This is a genomic window from Streptomyces sp. NH27 (assembly GCF_056859195.1).
Window position 1 is genome coordinate 1 of record NZ_JACEGK010000099.1, and the last position, 17,731, is coordinate 17,731.

At 71.5% G+C, this 17,731-nt stretch carries 15 protein-coding genes and 1 pseudogene; 7 read left to right on the forward strand and 9 right to left on the reverse strand.

Annotated elements, in window-relative coordinates:
* Positions 1-136 precede the first annotated feature (136 nt).
* On the forward strand, positions 137-691 hold the full coding sequence (locus tag AC13HU_RS11085) for a hypothetical protein (RefSeq protein ID WP_483041628.1): 555 nt from the start codon (positions 137-139) through the stop codon (positions 689-691).
* A gap of 85 nt (positions 692-776) precedes the next feature.
* Here the strand turns inward: AC13HU_RS11085 and afsK are convergent, their stop codons facing one another.
* Both afsK and AC13HU_RS11095 read right to left on the reverse strand, forming a co-directional pair.
* Positions 777-3,203 (reverse strand): protein serine/threonine kinase AfsK, encoded by a 2,427-nt coding sequence (gene afsK / locus AC13HU_RS11090; protein ID WP_483041629.1) that lies wholly within the window; start codon positions 3,201-3,203, stop codon positions 777-779.
* 241 nt (positions 3,204-3,444) lie between these two features.
* Positions 3,445-4,194, reverse strand: coding sequence for a VOC family protein (locus AC13HU_RS11095; protein ID WP_483041630.1), 750 nt, complete (start codon positions 4,192-4,194; stop codon positions 3,445-3,447).
* Positions 4,195-4,533: 339 nt separating this feature from the next.
* Between AC13HU_RS11095 and AC13HU_RS11100 the strand changes: the two genes are divergently transcribed.
* Both AC13HU_RS11100 and AC13HU_RS11105 read left to right on the forward strand, forming a co-directional pair.
* A complete protein-coding gene (locus tag AC13HU_RS11100; RefSeq protein ID WP_483041631.1) occupies positions 4,534-5,181 on the forward strand; it encodes a TetR/AcrR family transcriptional regulator in 648 nt (215 codons plus the stop codon).
* Between the two features lie 399 nt (positions 5,182-5,580).
* Positions 5,581-6,750 (forward strand): flavin-containing monooxygenase, encoded by a 1,170-nt coding sequence (locus tag AC13HU_RS11105; protein WP_483041632.1) that lies wholly within the window; start codon positions 5,581-5,583, stop codon positions 6,748-6,750.
* 292 nt (positions 6,751-7,042) lie between these two features.
* On the opposite strand, the gene AC13HU_RS11110 is transcribed toward AC13HU_RS11105, so the two are convergent.
* The gene (locus tag AC13HU_RS11110; RefSeq protein WP_483041633.1) at positions 7,043-8,401 is read right to left on the reverse strand and encodes an MFS transporter; all 1,359 of its coding nucleotides are present in this window, start codon (positions 8,399-8,401) and stop codon (positions 7,043-7,045) included.
* 71 nt (positions 8,402-8,472) lie between these two features.
* Between AC13HU_RS11110 and AC13HU_RS11115 the strand changes: the two genes are divergently transcribed.
* Entirely contained in the window at positions 8,473-9,504 is a 1,032-nt protein-coding gene (locus tag AC13HU_RS11115) for a GlxA family transcriptional regulator (protein WP_483041634.1), read from the forward strand.
* Positions 9,505-9,737: 233 nt separating this feature from the next.
* Here AC13HU_RS11115 and AC13HU_RS11120 read toward each other — a convergent pair whose 3' ends face one another.
* The 3 genes from AC13HU_RS11120 to AC13HU_RS11130 all read right to left on the reverse strand — a co-directional run bounded on the left by AC13HU_RS11120 (position 9,738) and on the right by AC13HU_RS11130 (position 11,488).
* Positions 9,738-10,148 (reverse strand): ATP-binding protein, encoded by a 411-nt coding sequence (locus AC13HU_RS11120; protein ID WP_483041635.1) that lies wholly within the window; start codon positions 10,146-10,148, stop codon positions 9,738-9,740.
* A gap of 359 nt (positions 10,149-10,507) precedes the next feature.
* Entirely contained in the window at positions 10,508-11,014 is a 507-nt protein-coding gene (locus AC13HU_RS11125; protein WP_483041636.1) for an O-acetyl-ADP-ribose deacetylase, read from the reverse strand.
* Between the two features lie 99 nt (positions 11,015-11,113).
* The gene (locus AC13HU_RS11130; protein ID WP_483041642.1) at positions 11,114-11,488 is read right to left on the reverse strand and encodes an STAS domain-containing protein; all 375 of its coding nucleotides are present in this window, start codon (positions 11,486-11,488) and stop codon (positions 11,114-11,116) included.
* A 337-nt stretch (positions 11,489-11,825) separates the two neighbouring features.
* Between AC13HU_RS11130 and AC13HU_RS11135 the strand changes: the two genes are divergently transcribed.
* Both AC13HU_RS11135 and AC13HU_RS11140 read left to right on the forward strand, forming a co-directional pair.
* Positions 11,826-12,401, forward strand: coding sequence for a sigma-70 family RNA polymerase sigma factor (locus AC13HU_RS11135; RefSeq protein WP_483041637.1), 576 nt, complete (start codon positions 11,826-11,828; stop codon positions 12,399-12,401).
* Complete coding sequence (locus tag AC13HU_RS11140) at positions 12,398-13,936, forward strand: maleylpyruvate isomerase mycothiol-dependent enzyme family protein (RefSeq protein WP_483041638.1); 1,539 nt, start codon at positions 12,398-12,400, stop codon at positions 13,934-13,936. The genes AC13HU_RS11135 and AC13HU_RS11140 overlap by 4 nt, the downstream gene beginning before the upstream one ends.
* A 116-nt stretch (positions 13,937-14,052) precedes the next feature.
* On the opposite strand, the gene purU is transcribed toward AC13HU_RS11140, so the two are convergent.
* Positions 14,053-14,922: a formyltetrahydrofolate deformylase gene (purU, locus tag AC13HU_RS11145; protein ID WP_483041639.1), complete on the reverse strand. Its 870-nt coding sequence runs from the start codon at positions 14,920-14,922 to the stop codon at positions 14,053-14,055.
* Positions 14,923-15,023: 101 nt separating this feature from the next.
* Positions 15,024-15,470, reverse strand: coding sequence for an SCO4402 family protein (locus tag AC13HU_RS11150; protein WP_483041640.1), 447 nt, complete (start codon positions 15,468-15,470; stop codon positions 15,024-15,026).
* Positions 15,471-15,756: 286 nt separating this feature from the next.
* Here AC13HU_RS11150 and AC13HU_RS11155 point away from each other — a divergent pair, with 286 nt between their 5' ends.
* On the forward strand, positions 15,757-16,911 hold the full coding sequence (locus tag AC13HU_RS11155; protein ID WP_483041641.1) for an ABC transporter substrate-binding protein: 1,155 nt from the start codon (positions 15,757-15,759) through the stop codon (positions 16,909-16,911).
* Between the two features lie 113 nt (positions 16,912-17,024).
* Here the strand turns inward: AC13HU_RS11155 and AC13HU_RS11160 are convergent.
* A pseudogene (locus tag AC13HU_RS11160) lies at positions 17,025-17,731 on the reverse strand (hypothetical protein); the annotation flags it as partial.

The window sequence follows — 17,731 nt, forward strand, 5'->3', positions numbered from 1 at the left end:
AGGGTGCCGGGGCGGAAAAGCGCTGGTCGGCGCGGTGTTCACCCCCGCGCCCGCGCTCACGTGGCAGTGCCGCGGCGCCCGGCGTAGCGTCGGCCGCGTGGGGGCCGAGTGAGCGACACGGGGCGGTGGCACTCCGATGGTCCGCAACGTCATGGGGTCACTGCTCGCGCTCGCCGGAGCGACGGCCGCCGTCCGGTGCCCCTTCCGAGCCTGGTACGACGGCCGTCACGGCTCCGATATCCGGGTCGACGACCTCTTCACGGGCGTCGGCGTCACCAATCATGACGCGGCCCTGCTCGGCTCCCTCTTCCTCCCGATGGGCTTCGCCGCGCTGCTCACGCTGCTGGGCGTACTGGCGCGGTCGTGGGCGGCGGTGGCACTGGCCGGGTGTCTGGTGCTGGGCGTCACGGTGCTGTGGATGGTCCGGCAGGCGCAGTTCTCCGGCTCGCTGACTGCGGGCGGCGACGGGCTGGACACGGGCGTGGGTGTCGCTGTCGCGAGCGGGCTGCTGCTGTTCGCCGGCGCCTTCCTGCTCTCGGGGCTGCGCCGCCCGCGCTACGGCCGGCCCGAGACCCTGCCGTCGGACGACATCGCCGAGCCGGCGCCGGGGTCTCCCCCGCCGTACCCGCCGCCGGCTCCGTACTCGAAGCGTTCGGAGCCGCTCTCCCCCGACGGTCCGCCGGAGCCGTGAACCACCGGCGCCCCCGGATCGGCCCGTCGGTTCCGGGCCCACCCTTCCGGGCCCACCCTTCCGGGCCCGCCCTGCGCGGTTCCGCTCAGGCCCGGCGCGAGGTGGAGCCGGTGCCCTTCGCCGCGTCCAGCGCGTATACGCAGCGGTCCTTGGAGCAGGCGTAGACCACGCCCTCGGCGGTGACCGGAGACCCGGTGATCTCGCCACCGGTCTCCAGCCGCCAGCGCAACTGGCCGCCCTGCGCGTCCACCGTGTACAGGCAGTGGTCCTTGGACCCGAAGTGCACCCGCCCATCCGCCACCGCGGGCGACCCGATGATCTCGCCCTGCGCGGCGAACCGCCAACGCGGCGTCCCGCTCACCGCGTCCAGCGTGTACAGCGCGCTGCCCGCCCCGAGGTGGACCCCGCCGGCGGCGACCACCACCGGCTCCAGCGACTGCCGCGGCTCGGTGGCGACCCGCCAGCGGTCCCGGCCGTCCGCCGGATCCAGTGCGTACACCGTGCCGAGATGGTCGGTGACGTAGATCCCGCCGCCGGAGGCACCCGGGCCGGGCACATGCGTGGGAGGTGCGAACATCACGGCGGGCGCCTCGAAGTGCCACCGCTCCGTGCCGGTGCGCGCGTCGAGGGCCAACACCCGGGTGCCGGCGGTGAGGTGGACGACTCCGTCGGCGACCACCGGCCGGGTGACCACCGAACCGGCCGCGCCGGGCTCCCCCACCGGATACGACCACAGCTCCGCGCCGTTGAACGCGTCCACCGCATGCAGCAGGCCGCCGCCCTGGTAGAACACCACCCGGTCCTCGATGGCGGGTCCGGCATCCGGCGACTCGAACTCCGTCTGCGCCCCGGCCCGCTCCCACCGCAGCGTCCCCCGTTCGACGTCCCACGCCTGCACCACGCCGCCACGGGTACCCGTGACGACGGTGCTCGCGTCGGCCTGCACGGCGTACACCCAGCCGTCGATCGGGGTACGCCACCGCTCGCCGCCGTCGGTCGCACCCAGCGCGAACAAGCTGGGCCCGTCCGACGCGTGGATACGGCCGCCGGCCACCGCCATCGTCCAGGCCACGTCCCTGGTCTTGAACTGCCGCCGCCCGCTGGCCACATCGAGCGCGTGCACCTCGAAGGACGTGACATACAGCAGACCGCTGTCGACGACGGGGGTGCCCCACACGTCGTTCGACATCCGGAACCGCCACGGCCGCCACTCCCCCGGCGGGCCGGACGGACGCGGCACTACGGGCACGGACACCGGCGGGGCCTCCGCGGCCCGGTGGGCACCGCCGCGGGGGCGCACCCACTCGGTGCCGGGCACCGGGCCGGCCGTCGCCTTGAGGTCGGCCGCCCGCGCCAGCCGCAGCCCGGGCCCGATCGGCGCGGACCCGGCGAGTTGTACGGACGCGGCCGCGTGCTGGGGCGCGGGGCTGCGGGGCGGCTGCTGCGGACGAGGCGGTGACACGGGTGGCGGCGGCACCAGCCCGGAGGGCTGCGGCGCGGGGCCCTGCGGCGCGGGCGGTTGGGGCCCAGGGCCTTGCGGCACGGGGATCTGCGGACCGGAAACCTGCGGGCCGGGCTGGCGCGCTCCCCGGCTGCCGTTCTGCACCGGCCCGATCCGGCTGCGGTGGCGGTCCTCGATCAGGGCGACCGCACCGGGCGGCAGCCAGGCCGAGGCGGTGCCGGTGTCGTCGCCGCCGGAGGAGAACAGGTGCGGGGCGAGCTGCGCTTGCAGGTCGGCCGGGGTGGGGCGCTCCTCGGCCTTCATGCGCATGCACGACTCGATCAGCGGGCGCAGCTCGTCGGGCAGCCCGGCCAGGTCGGGACCCTCGCGCAGCAGCATGAAGACGGTCTCGACCGGGTTGGCCCCGTGGAACGGCGCGTGTCCGGTCGCGGCGAAGACCAGGGTGGAGCCGAGCGAGAAGATGTCGCTGGCGCCGCGCACGCTACGGGAGTCGCGGGCCTGCTCGGGCGACATGTAGGCGGGGGTGCCGACGGCGACGTTCGTCATCGTCAGCCTGGTGTTGGACACCCCGGAGGCGATGCCGAAGTCGATCACCCGCGGCCCGTCCTCGACCACCAGTACGTTCGACGGCTTCATGTCCCGGTGCACCAGGCCCGCGGCGTGGATCGACTGCAGCGCCTCGGCGATACCGGCGGCGAGCCAGCGCACTCCCTGGGCGGGCAGCGGGCCGGACTCGTTGACGATCTCTTCCAGGGACGGCGCGGGGACATAGGCGGTGGCGAGCCAGGGGACGGCGGCGCGCGGGTCGGCGTCGACGACGGCGGCGGTGTAGAAGCCTGACACCGCACGGGCTGCCTCGACCTCACGGGTGAAGCGGACACGGAAGAGCTGGTCCTCGGCGAGCTCGGCCCGCACGGTCTTGATCGCCACCCGCCGACCGGAGGCCGAGCGGGCGAGATAGACCAGCCCCATGCCGCCGGCGCCGAGCCGTCCCAGCACCTCGAAAGGGCCGATCCGTCTCGGGTCATGCTGCGTAAGCTGCTCCACCACTTGCCCTGCCACCTCCCCGTGCCCGCGCTGTTCGCGGCCGTTCCCCGTGCTGCGCGGCCCCGTCCGGCCGGTCGCTGGCTCCCGTGCCAGGGTACGGACCCGATTCTTCCTGGGAAGAGCGCCGGTTGCGAACCCGGGGCCACCACGACACGCCCGGAAAGCGAACTCGTTATCATCCGCTCCCCGGTGCCCGGCGGCCAGCCGCCGCGCCGGAACGGGCGTCAGAAGATGGCAGCCGGCCCTACTGCCCGGGTATCGAGTCGGACCGGCGCGCGAGGTCGATCACGGCGAACCGCGCCCCCTGGTCGTCGGTGACGATGGCGGTGCGGCCATAGGGCGACTCCGTGGGGGCCACCAGCACCTGGCCGCCGAGCCGGCGGACGGTGGTGGCCGCGTCGTCGCAGTCGCCGACCGCAAAGTAGACCTGATACGCGGTGGGGGTGCCCTCGGCGGCGCCGCCCAACTTCAGCCGGCCGAGCGACGGGTCCTCGGCGCCGGGCACGGACCACACCTTGTAGTCGAAGTGAACCCCGTCGCCGACCTGCTGGGACTCGTATCCGAACACGTCCTGGTAGAAGGCGTCGACGGCCTCGGCGTCCTGCGTGTGGTTCTCCGACCAGGCGTAGGCGCCCGGCTTGTTGACCAGGTCGAAGCCCTGGTGACCGCCGGGCTGCCAAAGCCCGACGAAGGAGCCGCCCGGGTCGACGATCCCGGCCATCACACCGCTGTCGCCGACCGCGTCCGGCCCGAGAACCACCTGCCCGCCGGCCGCCCTGACCTTCTCGGCGGTCCGGGCCACGTCGGTGACCGCGAGGAAGACGCCCCAGGCGGTGGGCATCGACGGATCCATCTTCGGCATCAGAGCCGCGACCTTGACGCCGTCACGCAGGGCCATCGTGTAGTGGCCGAACTCCTCGCCCTGGTCCTCGAAGGTCCAGCCGAGCAGTTCGCCGTAGAAGGTCCGGCCCACGGCGAGATCGGGCAGGGACACATCAGCCCAGCATGGGGCGCCTTCTCCGAATGCCGACATAACCCGATCCTCTCTTATCTCCGCGATGGCCCGCGCCGTGTCTGCGACACGCTGTCATTGCCACCGTAACCAGTGATCTTCCCCACCACACCCGCGAGAATTCGAACATATGGTCAATTCTTCGAGCTGCCCACATCGCATCACCGAATCACCCATTCACCACATTTCGCCCGCCCGCCAATGGGGCCGCCGGGACGGAAGAAAGCACCGTTGAACTGGTGGTTCGCCAAACGGAAGGAGTCCGTCCCCGTTTGCACGCCGCCAAATCGCGCGCCGATCACGGGTCGGTAAACTGACGGCATGACAGGACAAGTTCGCACCGTCGACGGCCGTGTTGCGGGCCGCCGCGGGCAGGCAACGCGGCAGAAGCTGCTGGACTGCCTCGGCGAGATGCTCAGCACGTCGCCGTACCGGGATGTCAAGGTGATTGACGTCGCCCGGATGGCGGGCACCTCCCCCGCAACGTTCTATCAGTACTTCCCCGACGTCGAGGGCGCCGTCCTTGAACTCGCCGATGAGATGGCCAAAGAGGGGGCAAGCCTGACCGAACTGGTCGCAGGCCGCTCCTGGGTCGGCAAGTCCGGCGCGCTCGCCGCAGACCAACTCGTCGACGGCTTCCTGTCCTTCTGGCGCAGGAACGACGCAATCCTGCGCGTGATCGACCTGGGTGCCGCCGAAGGCGACAAGCGCTTCAACAGAATCCGAACCCGCATCCTCAACTCCGTGACAGGCTCGCTCACCGAGTCCATCAAGGAACTTCAGAGCAAGGGCAAGGTCGACAAGCAGGTCAGCGCGCCGGCCGTGGCCGGTTCGCTGGTGGCCATGCTGGCCGCGGTCGCCGCGCACCAGAAAGGTTTCACCGGCTCCGGCGTCAAGCAGGCCGATCTGAAGCCGAACCTGGCGCTGCTCGTCCACCTCGGAGTCACCGGGAAGAAACCGCCGAAGTAGCGGCAGCGCCAACACCTTCCGCCTGCGAGGCCGTTCGGCCCCGCACTCGCCAGTCCTGCCGCAACACCACGCCCCGACGCGGGCGCCACAAGGTCTCGGGGGAGACCACCGGCGCCCGCGTCGTCGCGTTCCCGGCAGCAGGCGGAAAGGCGACAGGCGGCGAGCGGTGCGTGGCAAGCGACAGGCGCGAGCAACGAGCAGCGGGCGACGCGTGGCGAGCGACAACCAGTGACCGTTGGGCGGCAAGTGGCGGACCGCGACCGGCAGGTGGGCAGCAGGCAGCGGCCCATGCCGCTGGACCGGCACGGGGGACTACGCTCGCACCCGCCCGTATGAATACCTTCCGGCTATCACCACCTTGCTCGTAACAGACGTATTCAGGCTCCCAGGAGTGCCCCCATGGCCGACCCCACGACCGCCAACGACCGGGTCCCCCCGACCACCTCCGCACCCGACGCCATCGTCATCGGCGCCGGGCCCGGCGGATTGGCCGCGGCAGCGGCACTGCGGCAGCGGGGACTGAGGCCGCTCGTGGTGGAGCGCGCGGAACAGGTGGGAACGTCCTGGCGCGGCCACTACGACAGGCTGCATCTGCACACCACGCGGCGGTTGTCGGCACTGCCGGGACTGCCCATTCCGCGCCGGTACGGCCGATGGGTCAGCAGGGACGACGTGGTGCGCTACCTGGAGGCGTACGCCGAGTACCACGAACTCGAAATCGCCACTGGTATCGAGGTGGGACGTGTGGAACGGAAGGGCGCGGGCTGGGAACTGCCCGCGACCGGGGGCCGAGTGCTCTCTTCTGCCGTGGTCGTGGTGGCGACCGGCCACAACCACAGTCCGTACATACCCGACTGGCCGGGACGAAACACCTTCTCCGGTGATCTTCTGCACGCGGCCCGCTACCGCAATGCTGTCCCCTATACAGGGCGGGACGTTCTCGTGGTCGGCGTGGGCAACACCGGCTCAGAGATCGCCGTCGACCTGATGGAGGGCGGCGCCGCGCGGGTACGCCTCGCGGTGCGGACATCCCCTCATATCCTGCGCCGTTCGACGCTCGGCTGGCCCGCGCAGGCGAGCGGGATCGTCTGCCGCCGGCTGCCGCCGCGGCTGGTGGACCGCGTCGCGCCGTACATCGAACGGGCCGGCATACCGGACCTGTCCGCGTACGGCCTGCCCCGCCCCGAGACCGGGCTGTACTCGCGCGTGCTCGACGGCGCGATCCCGGTGCAGGATGTCGGCTTGATCGCCGCCATCCGCTCGCGCCGGGTCGAACCCGTCGCGGCCGTCGCCGAGTTCGATGGCGACAAGGTCCAGCTCGCCGACGGCTCCGAGATCGGTCCGGAGGTGGTGATCGCCGCGACCGGCTACCGGCGGGGCCTCGAACCGCTCGTGGGCCACCTCGGCGTGCTCGACGGCCGCGGCCGCCCGGTGGTGCACGGGGCCAGGACACCTCCGGGCGCGCCTGGGCTGTACTTCACCGGGTTCACCAATCCGATCAGCGGGATGTTCCGCGAGATGGCGATCGACGCGCGCCGGATCGCGCGCGCGGCCGCCCGCGCGCGATAGAGCGGTACGCGGCGGGCGACGGGCGACGGGCGACGGTGCAACGCCGCTCCACCGCAGTTGGTTTGGCACGCACCGTTCCATCTATACGAGCCGCCCGCCCCGGGCTGTTCCGTACGGGCTGTTCCGTACGGGCCGTTCCGTACGGGCTCGTTCTATACGGACTCGTTCTATACGAGCCCCTCTGTACGGGCCGATCCACGCGACGACGGTGCCGTCGCGGGCTCCAGGTCGCCCATTCGCCCAGGCGAGTGAACTCCACGCGAACCGGAACTAGCACAGACATTCGGGGCGTTCACCCAGTAACCGCCATCACGGGCGCGGCGACCGGCCGATGACGGACGACCAAGGACATCAGCGCGGCCACCGCGCACAACGCACCGGAGGTGTACCAGACGACGTCATACGAACCGAGCGCGTCACGCGCCACCCCGCCAAGGTAGGCGACCAGGGCCGCACCTATCTGGTGCGCCGCGAGCACCCAGCCGAAGACGATCGCACTGTTCTCGCCGTAGTGCTCACGGCACAGCGCGATAGTCGGCGGCACCGTCGCCACCCAGTCGAGGCCGTAGAAGACGATGAACAGCACCATCGAGGGATGGATGCTGTCCGAGAACAGCATCGGGAGGAACATCAGGGAGAGTCCGCGCAGTCCGTAGTAGATCGCGAGCAGCCGCCTCGGCGACAGGCGGTCGGTCAGCCATCCGGAGGCCACCGTGCCCGCGATGTCGAACGCCCCGATGACGGCGAGCAGGGACGCCGCGGTCGTCACCGGCAGCCCGTGGTCGTGCGCGGCGGGCACGAAGTGGGTCTTCACCAGACCGTTGGTCGACGCTCCGCAGATCGCGAAGCTGCCGGCCAGCAGCCAGAAGGTACCGCCGCGTGCCGCCTGGAGAAGTGCCCGCAGCGCGCGCCCGGCCGCCCCTGTGACCGGCAGGGGCTTGGGCACGAACTCCGCCGCGCCGTAGGGGGCCACACCGACGTCCGCGGGGTGGTCGCGCAGCAATAGCCAGACGAAGGGCACGACCGCGAGTGCCGCGAAGGCGACCGTCGCAGCGGCGGGACGCCAACCGTGGTGCTGGGTGATCCATGACAGGAGAGGGAGGAAGACCAACTGCCCGGCCGCGCCACCGGCAGTGAGGATGCCGGTGACCAGGCCGCGGCGGGCGACGAACCAGCGGTTGGCGACGGTCGCGGCGAACGCGAGCGCCATCGAGCCGCTGCCCAGTCCCACCAGAACACCCCAGCACAGCACCAGTTGCCATACCTGGGTCATGTAGACGGTGAGTCCGGCGCCGAGCGCGATCGTCAGCAACGCGCAGGCGACGACGCGCCGGATGCCGAAGCGGTCCATCAGAGCGGCGGCGAACGGCGCCGTCAGCCCGTACAGCGCGAGGTTGACGGAGACGGCGAAGCCGATCATGGCGCGCGACCAGCCGAACTCGCTGTGCAGCGGGTCGATCAGGAGTCCGGGAAGGGAGGCGAATGCGGCGGAACCGACGATGGTCACGAACGTGACGGCGGCGACCGCCCAGGCGCGGTGCGGTCGTGGGCGCGGGTGCCGGCGCGGCCCGGCGGTGTCGCCGGGTACGGCGGAGCCGGCGAGCGCGGCGGGACCGTCGGCGGGCGCTGGAGTGCGAGATGTCTGCGTCACGACGCTCAGTCTCCGGGGGGTACTCCCCGAAGACGAGTGGCCCGAAGGCCATGGTGTGAAAGAATCGGGCCATGGCAGATTCTCGGATTCCCGCGCGGGCTAGCGTCTTCGGCGACGGTGGGCGGCACCGGGTGGCGGTGTTCGTGCTCGACGGGGTGATCCCGTTCGAACTCGGCATCCCGCTGCGGATTTTCGGGGCCGCGAGAAGCCCGGAGCGGGAGGAGAGCGGCCCGGCGCTGTACGAGGTGGTGACGTGCAGCGTGCGCCCGGGTCCGGTGCGGACCGACGCGGACTTCACGATCGTGGTCGAGCACGGCATCGAGGCGCTGGCCGAGGCGGACACGGTGGTGGTGCCCGCGTCACACGAGTTGGGGGAGGTCTACGAGGAGGGACAACTCAATGCCGAACTGACGGCGGCGTTCGCCGCGATCAGGCCGGGTGCGCGGGTGGTGTCGATCTGCACGGGGTCGTTCCTGCTGGCGGCAGCCGGGTTGCTGGACGGGCGGCCGGCGACCACGCACTGGCACAGCGCGGACCTTTTCCAACGGCTCTTCCCGCGGGTGCGGGTTGACCCGGACGTGCTGTATGTGGACGACGGCGACGTGCTCACCTCGGCAGGGGTGGCGGCGGGGATCGACGTGTGCCTGCACATCGTGCGGCGGGACTTCGGCACCGCGGTGGCGAACGGGGTGGCCCGCCGGACGGTGGTGCCGCCGCACCGGGAGGGCGGTCAGGCGCAGTACATCCGGCGGCCGCTGCCCGAGCCGCAGTTGGCGGGCACCGAGCGGGCCAGGGCGTGGGCGTTGGAACGGTTGAAGCAGCCGGTGACGTTGCGGCAGCTCGCCGAGCGGGAGGCGATGAGCGTACGGACGTTCACGCGGCGCTTCCGGGAAGAGGTGGGGCTGAGTCCGGGGCAGTGGCTGACGCAGCAGCGGATCGAGCGGGCGCGGCAGTTGCTGGAGTCGACCGACCTCGGGGTGGACCAGATCGCGCGGGAGGCGGGGTTCGGCACGGGGGCGTCGCTTCGGCAGCACATCCAGAGCACGTTGGGTGTGTCGCCGACGGTGTATCGGCGGACGTTCCAGACGTCGGCGCGCGGCTAGGCCGTGCCTTGGAAGCCTCCCCCTAGCCTGGCGGCTCGGGGCGCCCCCAGCACCGTGGCGCCTGGCACGCACGCTCTCCACCTGGCTTCGGCGGAGGCGCCCCCACCAACGCCGAAGGCTGCGGGGGAACACCAGACACCGCTGCCCCCGCCCTTCGGGTGGACGGCGCTACTTCCACAACAACGGCCAAGTGCCGTGGCCGGGGTGGCGGGCGGGTCAGGTTCGGAGTCAGGTCAGGTCAGGACGGCGGTGGCGCGGTCGACCTCGCACCAGATCTGCTTGCCCGCGCCTTCCGGGTGCCAGCCCCAGCGGTCGGCAAGGCCGTCGACCAGTTCCAGGCCGCGGCCGCCGGTCTCGTCACGGTCGGCATGCCGCGGGGCGGGCGGGAGGACGCTGGCGTCGGCGACCTCGACCCGTACCGGAGAGGCCGGCGCGGCGGGGAAGAGCATGCGCAGCACAGCCGGGCAGCCGGTGTGCACCACGGCGTTGGTGACAAGTTCGGAGATGAGCAGGAGTAGCGTCTCGGCGACCGGTTCGTCGGCTCCTATCCCGGAACCCACCAGTCGTGACCTCGCCCAGCGGCGGGCGCGTCCGACCTCCGCTGGGTCGACACCGACCTCGAGCTGCATCTGAAGCATCTGCACTGCTCACACCATCCGAACCGGCTGACCCGACGCCTCACGCCTGCCCGTCGTCACCGTATGTGACAAATACGTCACATAGCTTGGTCGACCGACTGGTACTCCAACAAGCGCTTCGGGCATATTCCCCCGCAGCGGAGCGGGCGCACCGCATACTGTGCGCCGCATCCGGCCAGGGATCGCGCAGCCAGACACAGAACCGCTTCGGACCAGCCGAGCGGCCCCCTGGGGAAGCCTGGAACGTACGCGCACCCGATGGAGCGTACCCGAGGACCACCCCGACTCCACCGCGTAACAAGTCACGCATCGGACACAACCCGCCGCGGACGCTCCGTGACCACGACGATCGCCCCGAAACCGGTTTACCCGTAAGCCCTGAATACCTCATAAGCGACATCGTCGAAGAGGACGAAGCGCACCTCGGTGACGGAGGTAGGGGTCGCGCGCACGGTCTGTACGGCGATGCGGGCACCGTCGTCGATCGGCCAGCGGTAGACGCCGGTGGAGATGGCGGGGAACGCGACGGTGGCGGCGCCCAGTTCGTCGGCTACGCGCAGCGACTCCCGGTAGCAGGAGGTGAGAAGCTCGGAACGGTCCTCCCCCGCCTGCCAGACCGGGCCCACGGTGTGGATGACCCAGCGCGCCGGCAGCCGTCCCGCGGTGGTCGCGACGGCCCGCCCGGTGGGGAGCCCACGGCCGTAGTGCGATGCCCGCAGGTCGCGGCAGGCGGACAGGATCTCGGGGCCGCCCTTGCGGTGGATGGCGCCGTCCACGCCGCCCCCGCCGAGCAGGGAGGAGTTCGCGGCGTTGACCACCGCGTCCACCGGTTCCTCGGTGATGTCGCCGCGCACGAAGGTGAGGAGGGTCATGGGTCCATCCTCGGCCACGCCGCGCCGGCCGCGTAGTGCGTTACGCGGGCATCAGGGCAGGCATCAGGCAGGCCACCGGGCGGCTGCGGGGCCGCGCGCTCAGGCGGACAGCGGCCTGGCGGTGTCGTCGGTGGCCGCGTCCAGATCCGGGTAGACCTCGAACAGCCGGCGCACGCCGAGCGCGGCCAACACCCGGTTGACGTGCGCTTCCCCGCCGTGACCGGCGATCTGCCCAGGCGCCCCGGCTGCCCCCGTCGTGCCGGGCGGCGGTGCGCCCTCGGCGCCCTCCTGCGGCAGCACGATCCGCAGCCGCCCCGCGCAGGACCGCATCAGCCGGCGGGCGCCGATCAGCACGCCCACCCCGCTGGAGTCGCAGAACCGCACCCCGGCGAGGTCGAGCACCAGACTGCGCCGCCCATCGGCGACCGCCTCATGCACCTTCTGCCGGACCGCGGGCGACGAGATCAGGTCCATCTCTCCCGCGACCGTGACCACCGCCCAGCCGTCCCGCTCGGCCTGGGTCACCAGCACCGGTTCCCACCTCGCCTCGCCGTCGACTTGGATTTTCCCGTCCTACGACCCTATGCCCGCTCCCGGTCGCACCCCCGCAATCTTCTGGTCACACCCGCATAACAGACCGACAGAAGCGGTCGCATCCGGTGTCAGGTTGGTGCAAAGCCGCGTACGCCCTCGTGGGTGCCGGGTAACGTCGGGGAGGCAGGCGGATACGCCGGGTCGGCGCCGGGCAGCGCAGAACGGGCAGGACCGGGCAGGGCAGGGCACGCGTCGGACGAGGCAAGGGGGCCGGGACATGGCGACACCCGCACCGCCGCGTTGGGACCGCAAGATGCAGCAGCGGCTGGCGCGGGGCGAGGAGGCGGCGCTCGGTGAGTTGTACGACCGTTACGCCTCCCTCGTCCACGGCCTCGCGCACCGGGTGACCGACGACGACAGCGCGGCGGACCAGATCACCCGGGAAGTGTTCGGGTACGTCTGGGAGAACCCGGATGCCTACGAGCCGCGGTACGGTTCGCTGCGGTCGTGGATCGCCGCGCTCACCCAGCGGCACGCGGTGCACCGGTTGCGCCAGTACGAGAACCGCGGCCGGACCAACCCCGACGTGTTGGAGGCACGCGTGCGCGAGGCGAACACCGCGGCACGCGCCGACTTCATCGTGACATCGATGCCGGCCCCGCTGCGTGCCGCGCTCGAACTCGCCTACCGGGAACGGCTGGACTACCGCGCCGCCGCGGCCGACCTCGGCGTGAGCGAGGACGAGGCACGCCGCAGGCTGCGGCTGGGCCTTCAGTTGCTGTCCACCGCGATGGAACCCGACGACCAGCCCGAGACGTCGTTCGACCCGAACACCGAGCGAGGCCAGCGGTGAGCGGCCCCGTGTACCCCGACGGCGACGGCCCGTCGGCCGACGGCGGCCGAGGGGACGGGCGCCGCCCGCGCATCCCCGCCCAGCGCGAGCAGCACGGCTCGCCCGACGACCTGCCCTTCGGCCCGCCGTCGCCCGGCCCCGCCGCGCCGGTCGGCCCTCACGCCGGACCTCCCACTGACCCTCCCGCCGGACCGCCCGCCGGGTCGTCTGCCGACGCCCCCGCCGACTCCGAGCCCGCGCCCGCGCCCTTCGGCCCGTCGCGGCCGGCCGAGCCGCCCGACGCGGCGGACCCGCCCCAGCCGCACCCGCCGCGCGCCAGCCCCGGAACGTCCTCGGCCGTGGCCACCGTCCGCCTGCCGCCGTACGACCACGGCACCCTCAAGTCCCTGCTCGGCGCCTGGGCGCTGGCGGCCTGCTCGCGCGACGAGGCCCTCGCGGTCGAGGTGCACCTGACGGACTGCGCGGGCTGCGCCGAGGAGGCGCTGCGGCTGCGGGACGCGGTCGGCCTGCTGCACCATGAGGAGTCGCTGGACCTCGACCCGCTGCTGCGGGCACGGGTGCTCGAAGGGTGCCTGGGGCGGCGCCCGGCGCGTATCCCGGTACCGGAGTGGGCCGGGCCCTACGACGCGGAGGCCGCCCGGCTGGACGCGCTGCTGCGCGATCTGGGCGACGGCTACTGGACCACGCCGGTGCGGTTGCAGTGGTTCGACGGCGCCCCGGTGGCACGGGAGTTCACCGTCGGTCAGGTCATCGCGCACCTGATCGCCGTGGACGGCCTGATCGGCCGGGCCCTCGGGCTGCCGCAGCAGAGCATCGAGACGGCGGCCGACGACGCCACCGAGCGCTACGGTCTCGACCGGCTGCGGCCGGTACGCCTCGACCACGCCGCCGAGGAGATCGAGTTGCCGCGTTCACCCGTCGCGCGCACGGCCGCGCACTGGGCCACCCACCAGGACCTGCCGGGCGCGACGTTGCGACTGCTGTGGCGCGAGCAGAGCCACCGGCTGGTGCGTACGGTCGCGTTCGCGGGCGAAGGGGTCGCCGGTCTCCCGGTGGACTACGGCGACTTCGAACTCCCTTTCAAGGACGCGTTCGTGGATCGCGCCTTCGCGTGCTGGACGCACGCCACGGACATCGCGGAGGCGGTGGACTACCCGTACGAGACGCCCGCCGCGAGCCACTTGCGGCGGATCGTCGACCTGACCGCCGGCAAGCTGCCCGACGTACTCGCCGCGCGGCGCAGGGCCGGGCTGGCCACGTCACCGGCGCGGCTGGTCGCTGCGGGCTCGCCGGGGCGTTCGCTGAAGCTGGAGATCGAGGGCAACGGGGGCGGCGAGTGGTGGCTGGCGCTCGACTCGCCGGGCGCGGTGGCCTCGCCCGAGAACCAGGTGGCGCATGTGGCGATGGACAGCCTGGAGTTCTGCCAGCTCGCCACGGGTCACGTGCCGCCGGAACGCGCGGCGGCGGGCATGGCCGGCGACCGGGCGGCGATCCGGGACGTGCTGTACGCGGCCGCGTCGCTGTCGCGCCTGTGAAGACATCGTGAGGACTTGAGGACTTGAGGAGCTGAGGACTTGAGGAGCTGAGGACGTGAAGAGCTGAGGACGTGAAGAGCTGAGGACCTCGCGACCTCCGCCCGCGCCGCGACCCGCTACGCGAACACCACGGTCCGCCGTCCGTTGAGCAGCACCCGGTGCTCGCTGTGCCACTTCACCGCACGCGCCAGCGCCTGGCACTCCACGTCCCGGCCGATCGCGACGAGTTGCTCCGGGGTGACCTCGTGGCCGACCCGCTCGACCTCCTGCTCGATGATCGGGCCCTCGTCGAGGTCGGCCGTCACGTAGTGCGCGGTCGCGCCGATCAGCTTCACACCACGGTCGTGTGCCTGGTGGTACGGCTTGGCGCCCTTGAAGCTCGGCAGGAAGGAGTGGTGGATGTTGATGATCCGGCCGGACAGCTTCCGGCACAGGTCGTCCGAGAGGACCTGCATGTAGCGGGCGAGCACGACCAGTTCGACGCCCTCGGTCGACACGATCTCCAGCAGCCGCGCCTCGGCCTCGGCCTTGGTGTCCTTGGTGACCGGGATGTGGTGGAAGGGCACGTGGTAGGACTCGGCCAGGGCGCGGAAGTCGGTGTGGTTGGAGACGACGGCGGCGATCTCGACCGGGAGCGCGCCGGTGCTGGCGCGGAAGAGCAGGTCGTTGAGGCAGTGGCCGAACTTGCTGACCATCAGCACGATCCGCATCCGCTCCGCGGACGGGTGGATGCGCCAGTCCATGTGGTAGGCGTCGCCCACCGCGGCGAAACTGGCCCGCAGCTTGTCGGCGGTCACCTCGGGCTCGGCGGAGAAGTGCACGCGCATGAAGAACAGCCCGGTGCCCTGGTCGCCGAACTGCTGGCTGTCGACGATGTTGCAACCGGTCATGAAGAGGTAGCTGGAGACCGCGTGCACGATGCCCTGCTTGTCGGGGCACGACAGCGTGAGGACGTACTGCGGAGGCTGCGACTGCTGTTCGTTCACAGCGCCAGCCTGGCACAAGCGGACAGCCGGGGGCGCGTGTGTCCGGCACACGGACCCGATCATGCGGCCGAGGTCGCGCGGCTGAGGTCACACCGTTCAGATCACGCCGTCCGGTTGTAGATCGCCAGCACCTCGAGCGAACGCGGCGGCACGTCCGGGTCGTCGCCGTCGGCCGACGCCATCCGTACGTGTGCCTCGCGGGCCGCGCGCACCGCCTCCGGCCAGGCCGAGTGGTCGAGGTAGGCGACGGCCGGGGCGTCGGCGCCCACCTGGTGCAGGATCTTCAGCACGCGCAGCACCGCCACGTCGACGAGCGTGGCCTCCTGCGCGTCCCGGAAGATGGTGCCGACGTACTTCTCGGCGGACCAGTTGTCGAGCCAGGTGTCCTCGACCAGGCGGTAGACGGCGTCGGTGACGTCGCCGTATCCCTCGCGTCCGGTCCGCCATACCTCCATCTGGAAGACGGGGTCGCTGATCATGTGCAGCGCGGAGCGCACATTGCTGCGCCAGCGCCACCACGGCATGTCGTTGAGGGGCATGCCACCCATCGTGGAGGAGTGACGGCCGCGACGGGAAGACTTCTCCGAACCTTGCACAGCGCACGATCGTACGCACCCGATCGGCGACACCTGTAATTCACCCGAACGTGACCGCGCGTTGGTATCCGGTCACCCGGGCGTTGGGCCGGAAACGGAATCTTCCAGTGACATGACTGACCGCCGCAGGGGCGCGCTCCGGCGTGCCGTCGTCCCGCTACTTGCCGTATCCGCGCTGGTCAGCGGGTGTGGTGTCATTCCGGGAAGCGCGGGGGGCTCCCCGGGGCCGATCGTGGTGATGACGTGGGCGCCGGTGGGCACCAACGCCACCAACATGCCGGGCATGCTGGGGATGGCCAAAGCCGTCGAGAGGAACATCAACGACCAGGGCGGGCTGCACGGCCGCAAGCTCAAGGTGCTCACCTGCGACGAGCACAACGACGCGGTCACGGTCACCAACTGCGCCAAGCAGGCCGCCGGCGCGCACGCGGTCGCCGTCGTCGGGTCGTACAGCGAGGAGGGCAGCAGCTTCATCTCCGCGCTGGAGGGCGACGACATCCCGTACATCGGCGGCTACGGGATCACCGAGGACGAGTACCAGAGCCTGATGTCGTACCCGATCAACGGCGGGCTGCCGGCGCTGCTGGCCGGCGGCGGGCTGCAACTCGCGCAGAGCTGCAAGAAGGTCGCGCTGGTCCGGCCGGACTCCATAACCGGCGACCAGTTCCCGATCTTCCTCGACCAGGGGCTCAAGGCGGGGGGCAAGCACCCGGTCGAGGACATCCTCGCCAAGGACAACTCGACCGACTACACCGACGTCGCCACCAAGGCGGTCGGCGACGACCGGGCGTCCACGTGCGTGTCCGCGGTGCTCGGCGACCACACCAGCACCTTCTTCGACTTCTTGCGTCGGGTCGGCGACGTGCGGCCGAAGGTGCAGCTCTCCTCGGTGATCGGCAGCGTGCAGCAGTCCGTGGTGGACGCGAGCGGCGGCGCGAAGAGCCCGCTGGAGGGCACGAAGATCGCCGACTGGTATCCGCCGGCCTCGGATCCGAAGTGGAGCGAGATGAAGTCGGTGATCACCAAGTACGCCTTCGGTGACGACACGATCGACGTCGCCGACCCCGGGGTGCAGACCACGTGGATCGCGTACTCCGTGTTCGCCAAGGTGGTGCGCGCGATGAGCGACAAGACGAAGATCGACGCGAACAGCGTGCGGCACGCGATGGACGCGACCACGAAGCTGTCGACCGGCGGCCTCACCCCCGACCTCGGCTGGACCGACGCCGATCTGCTGAGCATTCCCGACCACCCGCGGATGGTCAACGCCGACATCGTCTACCAGAAGGTGCGGCGCGGCCGGCTGGTCCAGGCGCAGCCGGGCTTCGTCAACGTGACCAAGACGCTCAGGCCGGCGTCGTACGCCCCGTTGAAACGGGACGGCCGGTCCTGACCGCGCCGGCAGCCGTACCGGCCGTACGAGCCGTACCGGCCGCATAGGTCGCACAGGCCGGACCGGTCGCGCCGCCCGGTCGCCGTCGCGTCAGAGCTGCGTGAACCGCCGTGTCAGAGCTGCGTGAACTGCCGCTGCGTGAGGCCGTACTTCTTGGCGATCGAGTTCCACAGCTTGACCGCCTTCTTCTTCTCGGCGGTGGCGGTGCCGCTCTCCCGGTCGCCGGCCTGCGTCTCGGTGGTGTTCTTGGCGTGGCCGCCGTGGCAGACCTTGTGGTTCTTCTGCGCCTGGCCGGCCCAGTTCGCGTAGTGGGTGTCGGCGGCGGAGGACGCCTGCCACGCCTTGGTGAGCGCGCTGCTCAGGTCCTCGTGGTCGGGCAGCTGGTCCAGGGGCAGCTTGGACAGCTGGGTGACCAGGGACTTGCGCTGGGCGGCGGCGGTGTGCAGGTCTCCGGCGGCGCCGGACAGATTGCTGCAACTCTTGATCGACGCGACCGCGCTCACCACGGAACTGCGGCTGGCGTCGCTGTTGTTGAGCAGCGAGTCCAGCGCGGACGCCTGCTGCTTGGCGGCGTCGTCCGCGCCGTCGGAGGCGCCGGGCTTGGCGCCCCCGGAGGTGCCGGGCGCGGCTGTGGCGCTTGAGGAGTCGGCCACGGTTCCGGTCTTGCCGCCACCGCCGCCACCGGAGTTGAGCAGCGCGCCGACCACCAGGCCGGCCACCACGCAACCGGCGACCACGATGCCGATCACCGCCTTCGGCGACATCCCGCGCTTGCGGTCGCCGCCGTCGTCGTAGCCGTAGTCCTGCTCGGGGCCGTAAC

Bases quoted from the DNA above. Each gene is read 5' to 3' on its own strand.
- AC13HU_RS11085 (WP_483041628.1), top strand. From the start codon at position 137: ATGGTCCGCAACGTCATGGGGTCACTGCTCGCGCTCGCCGGAGCGACG.
- AC13HU_RS11100 (WP_483041631.1), top strand. From the start codon at position 4,534: ATGACAGGACAAGTTCGCACCGTCGACGGCCGTGTTGCGGGCCGCCGC.
- AC13HU_RS11105 (WP_483041632.1), top strand. From the start codon at position 5,581: ATGGCCGACCCCACGACCGCCAACGACCGGGTCCCCCCGACCACCTCC.
- AC13HU_RS11115 (WP_483041634.1), top strand. From the start codon at position 8,473: ATGGCAGATTCTCGGATTCCCGCGCGGGCTAGCGTCTTCGGCGACGGT.
- AC13HU_RS11125 (WP_483041636.1), bottom strand. From the start codon at position 11,014: ATGACCCTCCTCACCTTCGTGCGCGGCGACATCACCGAGGAACCGGTG.
- AC13HU_RS11130 (WP_483041642.1), bottom strand. From the start codon at position 11,488: ATGGACCTGATCTCGTCGCCCGCGGTCCGGCAGAAGGTGCATGAGGCG.
- AC13HU_RS11135 (WP_483041637.1), top strand. From the start codon at position 11,826: ATGGCGACACCCGCACCGCCGCGTTGGGACCGCAAGATGCAGCAGCGG.
- AC13HU_RS11150 (WP_483041640.1), bottom strand. From the start codon at position 15,470: ATGGGTGGCATGCCCCTCAACGACATGCCGTGGTGGCGCTGGCGCAGC.
- AC13HU_RS11155 (WP_483041641.1), top strand. From the start codon at position 15,757: ATGACGTGGGCGCCGGTGGGCACCAACGCCACCAACATGCCGGGCATG.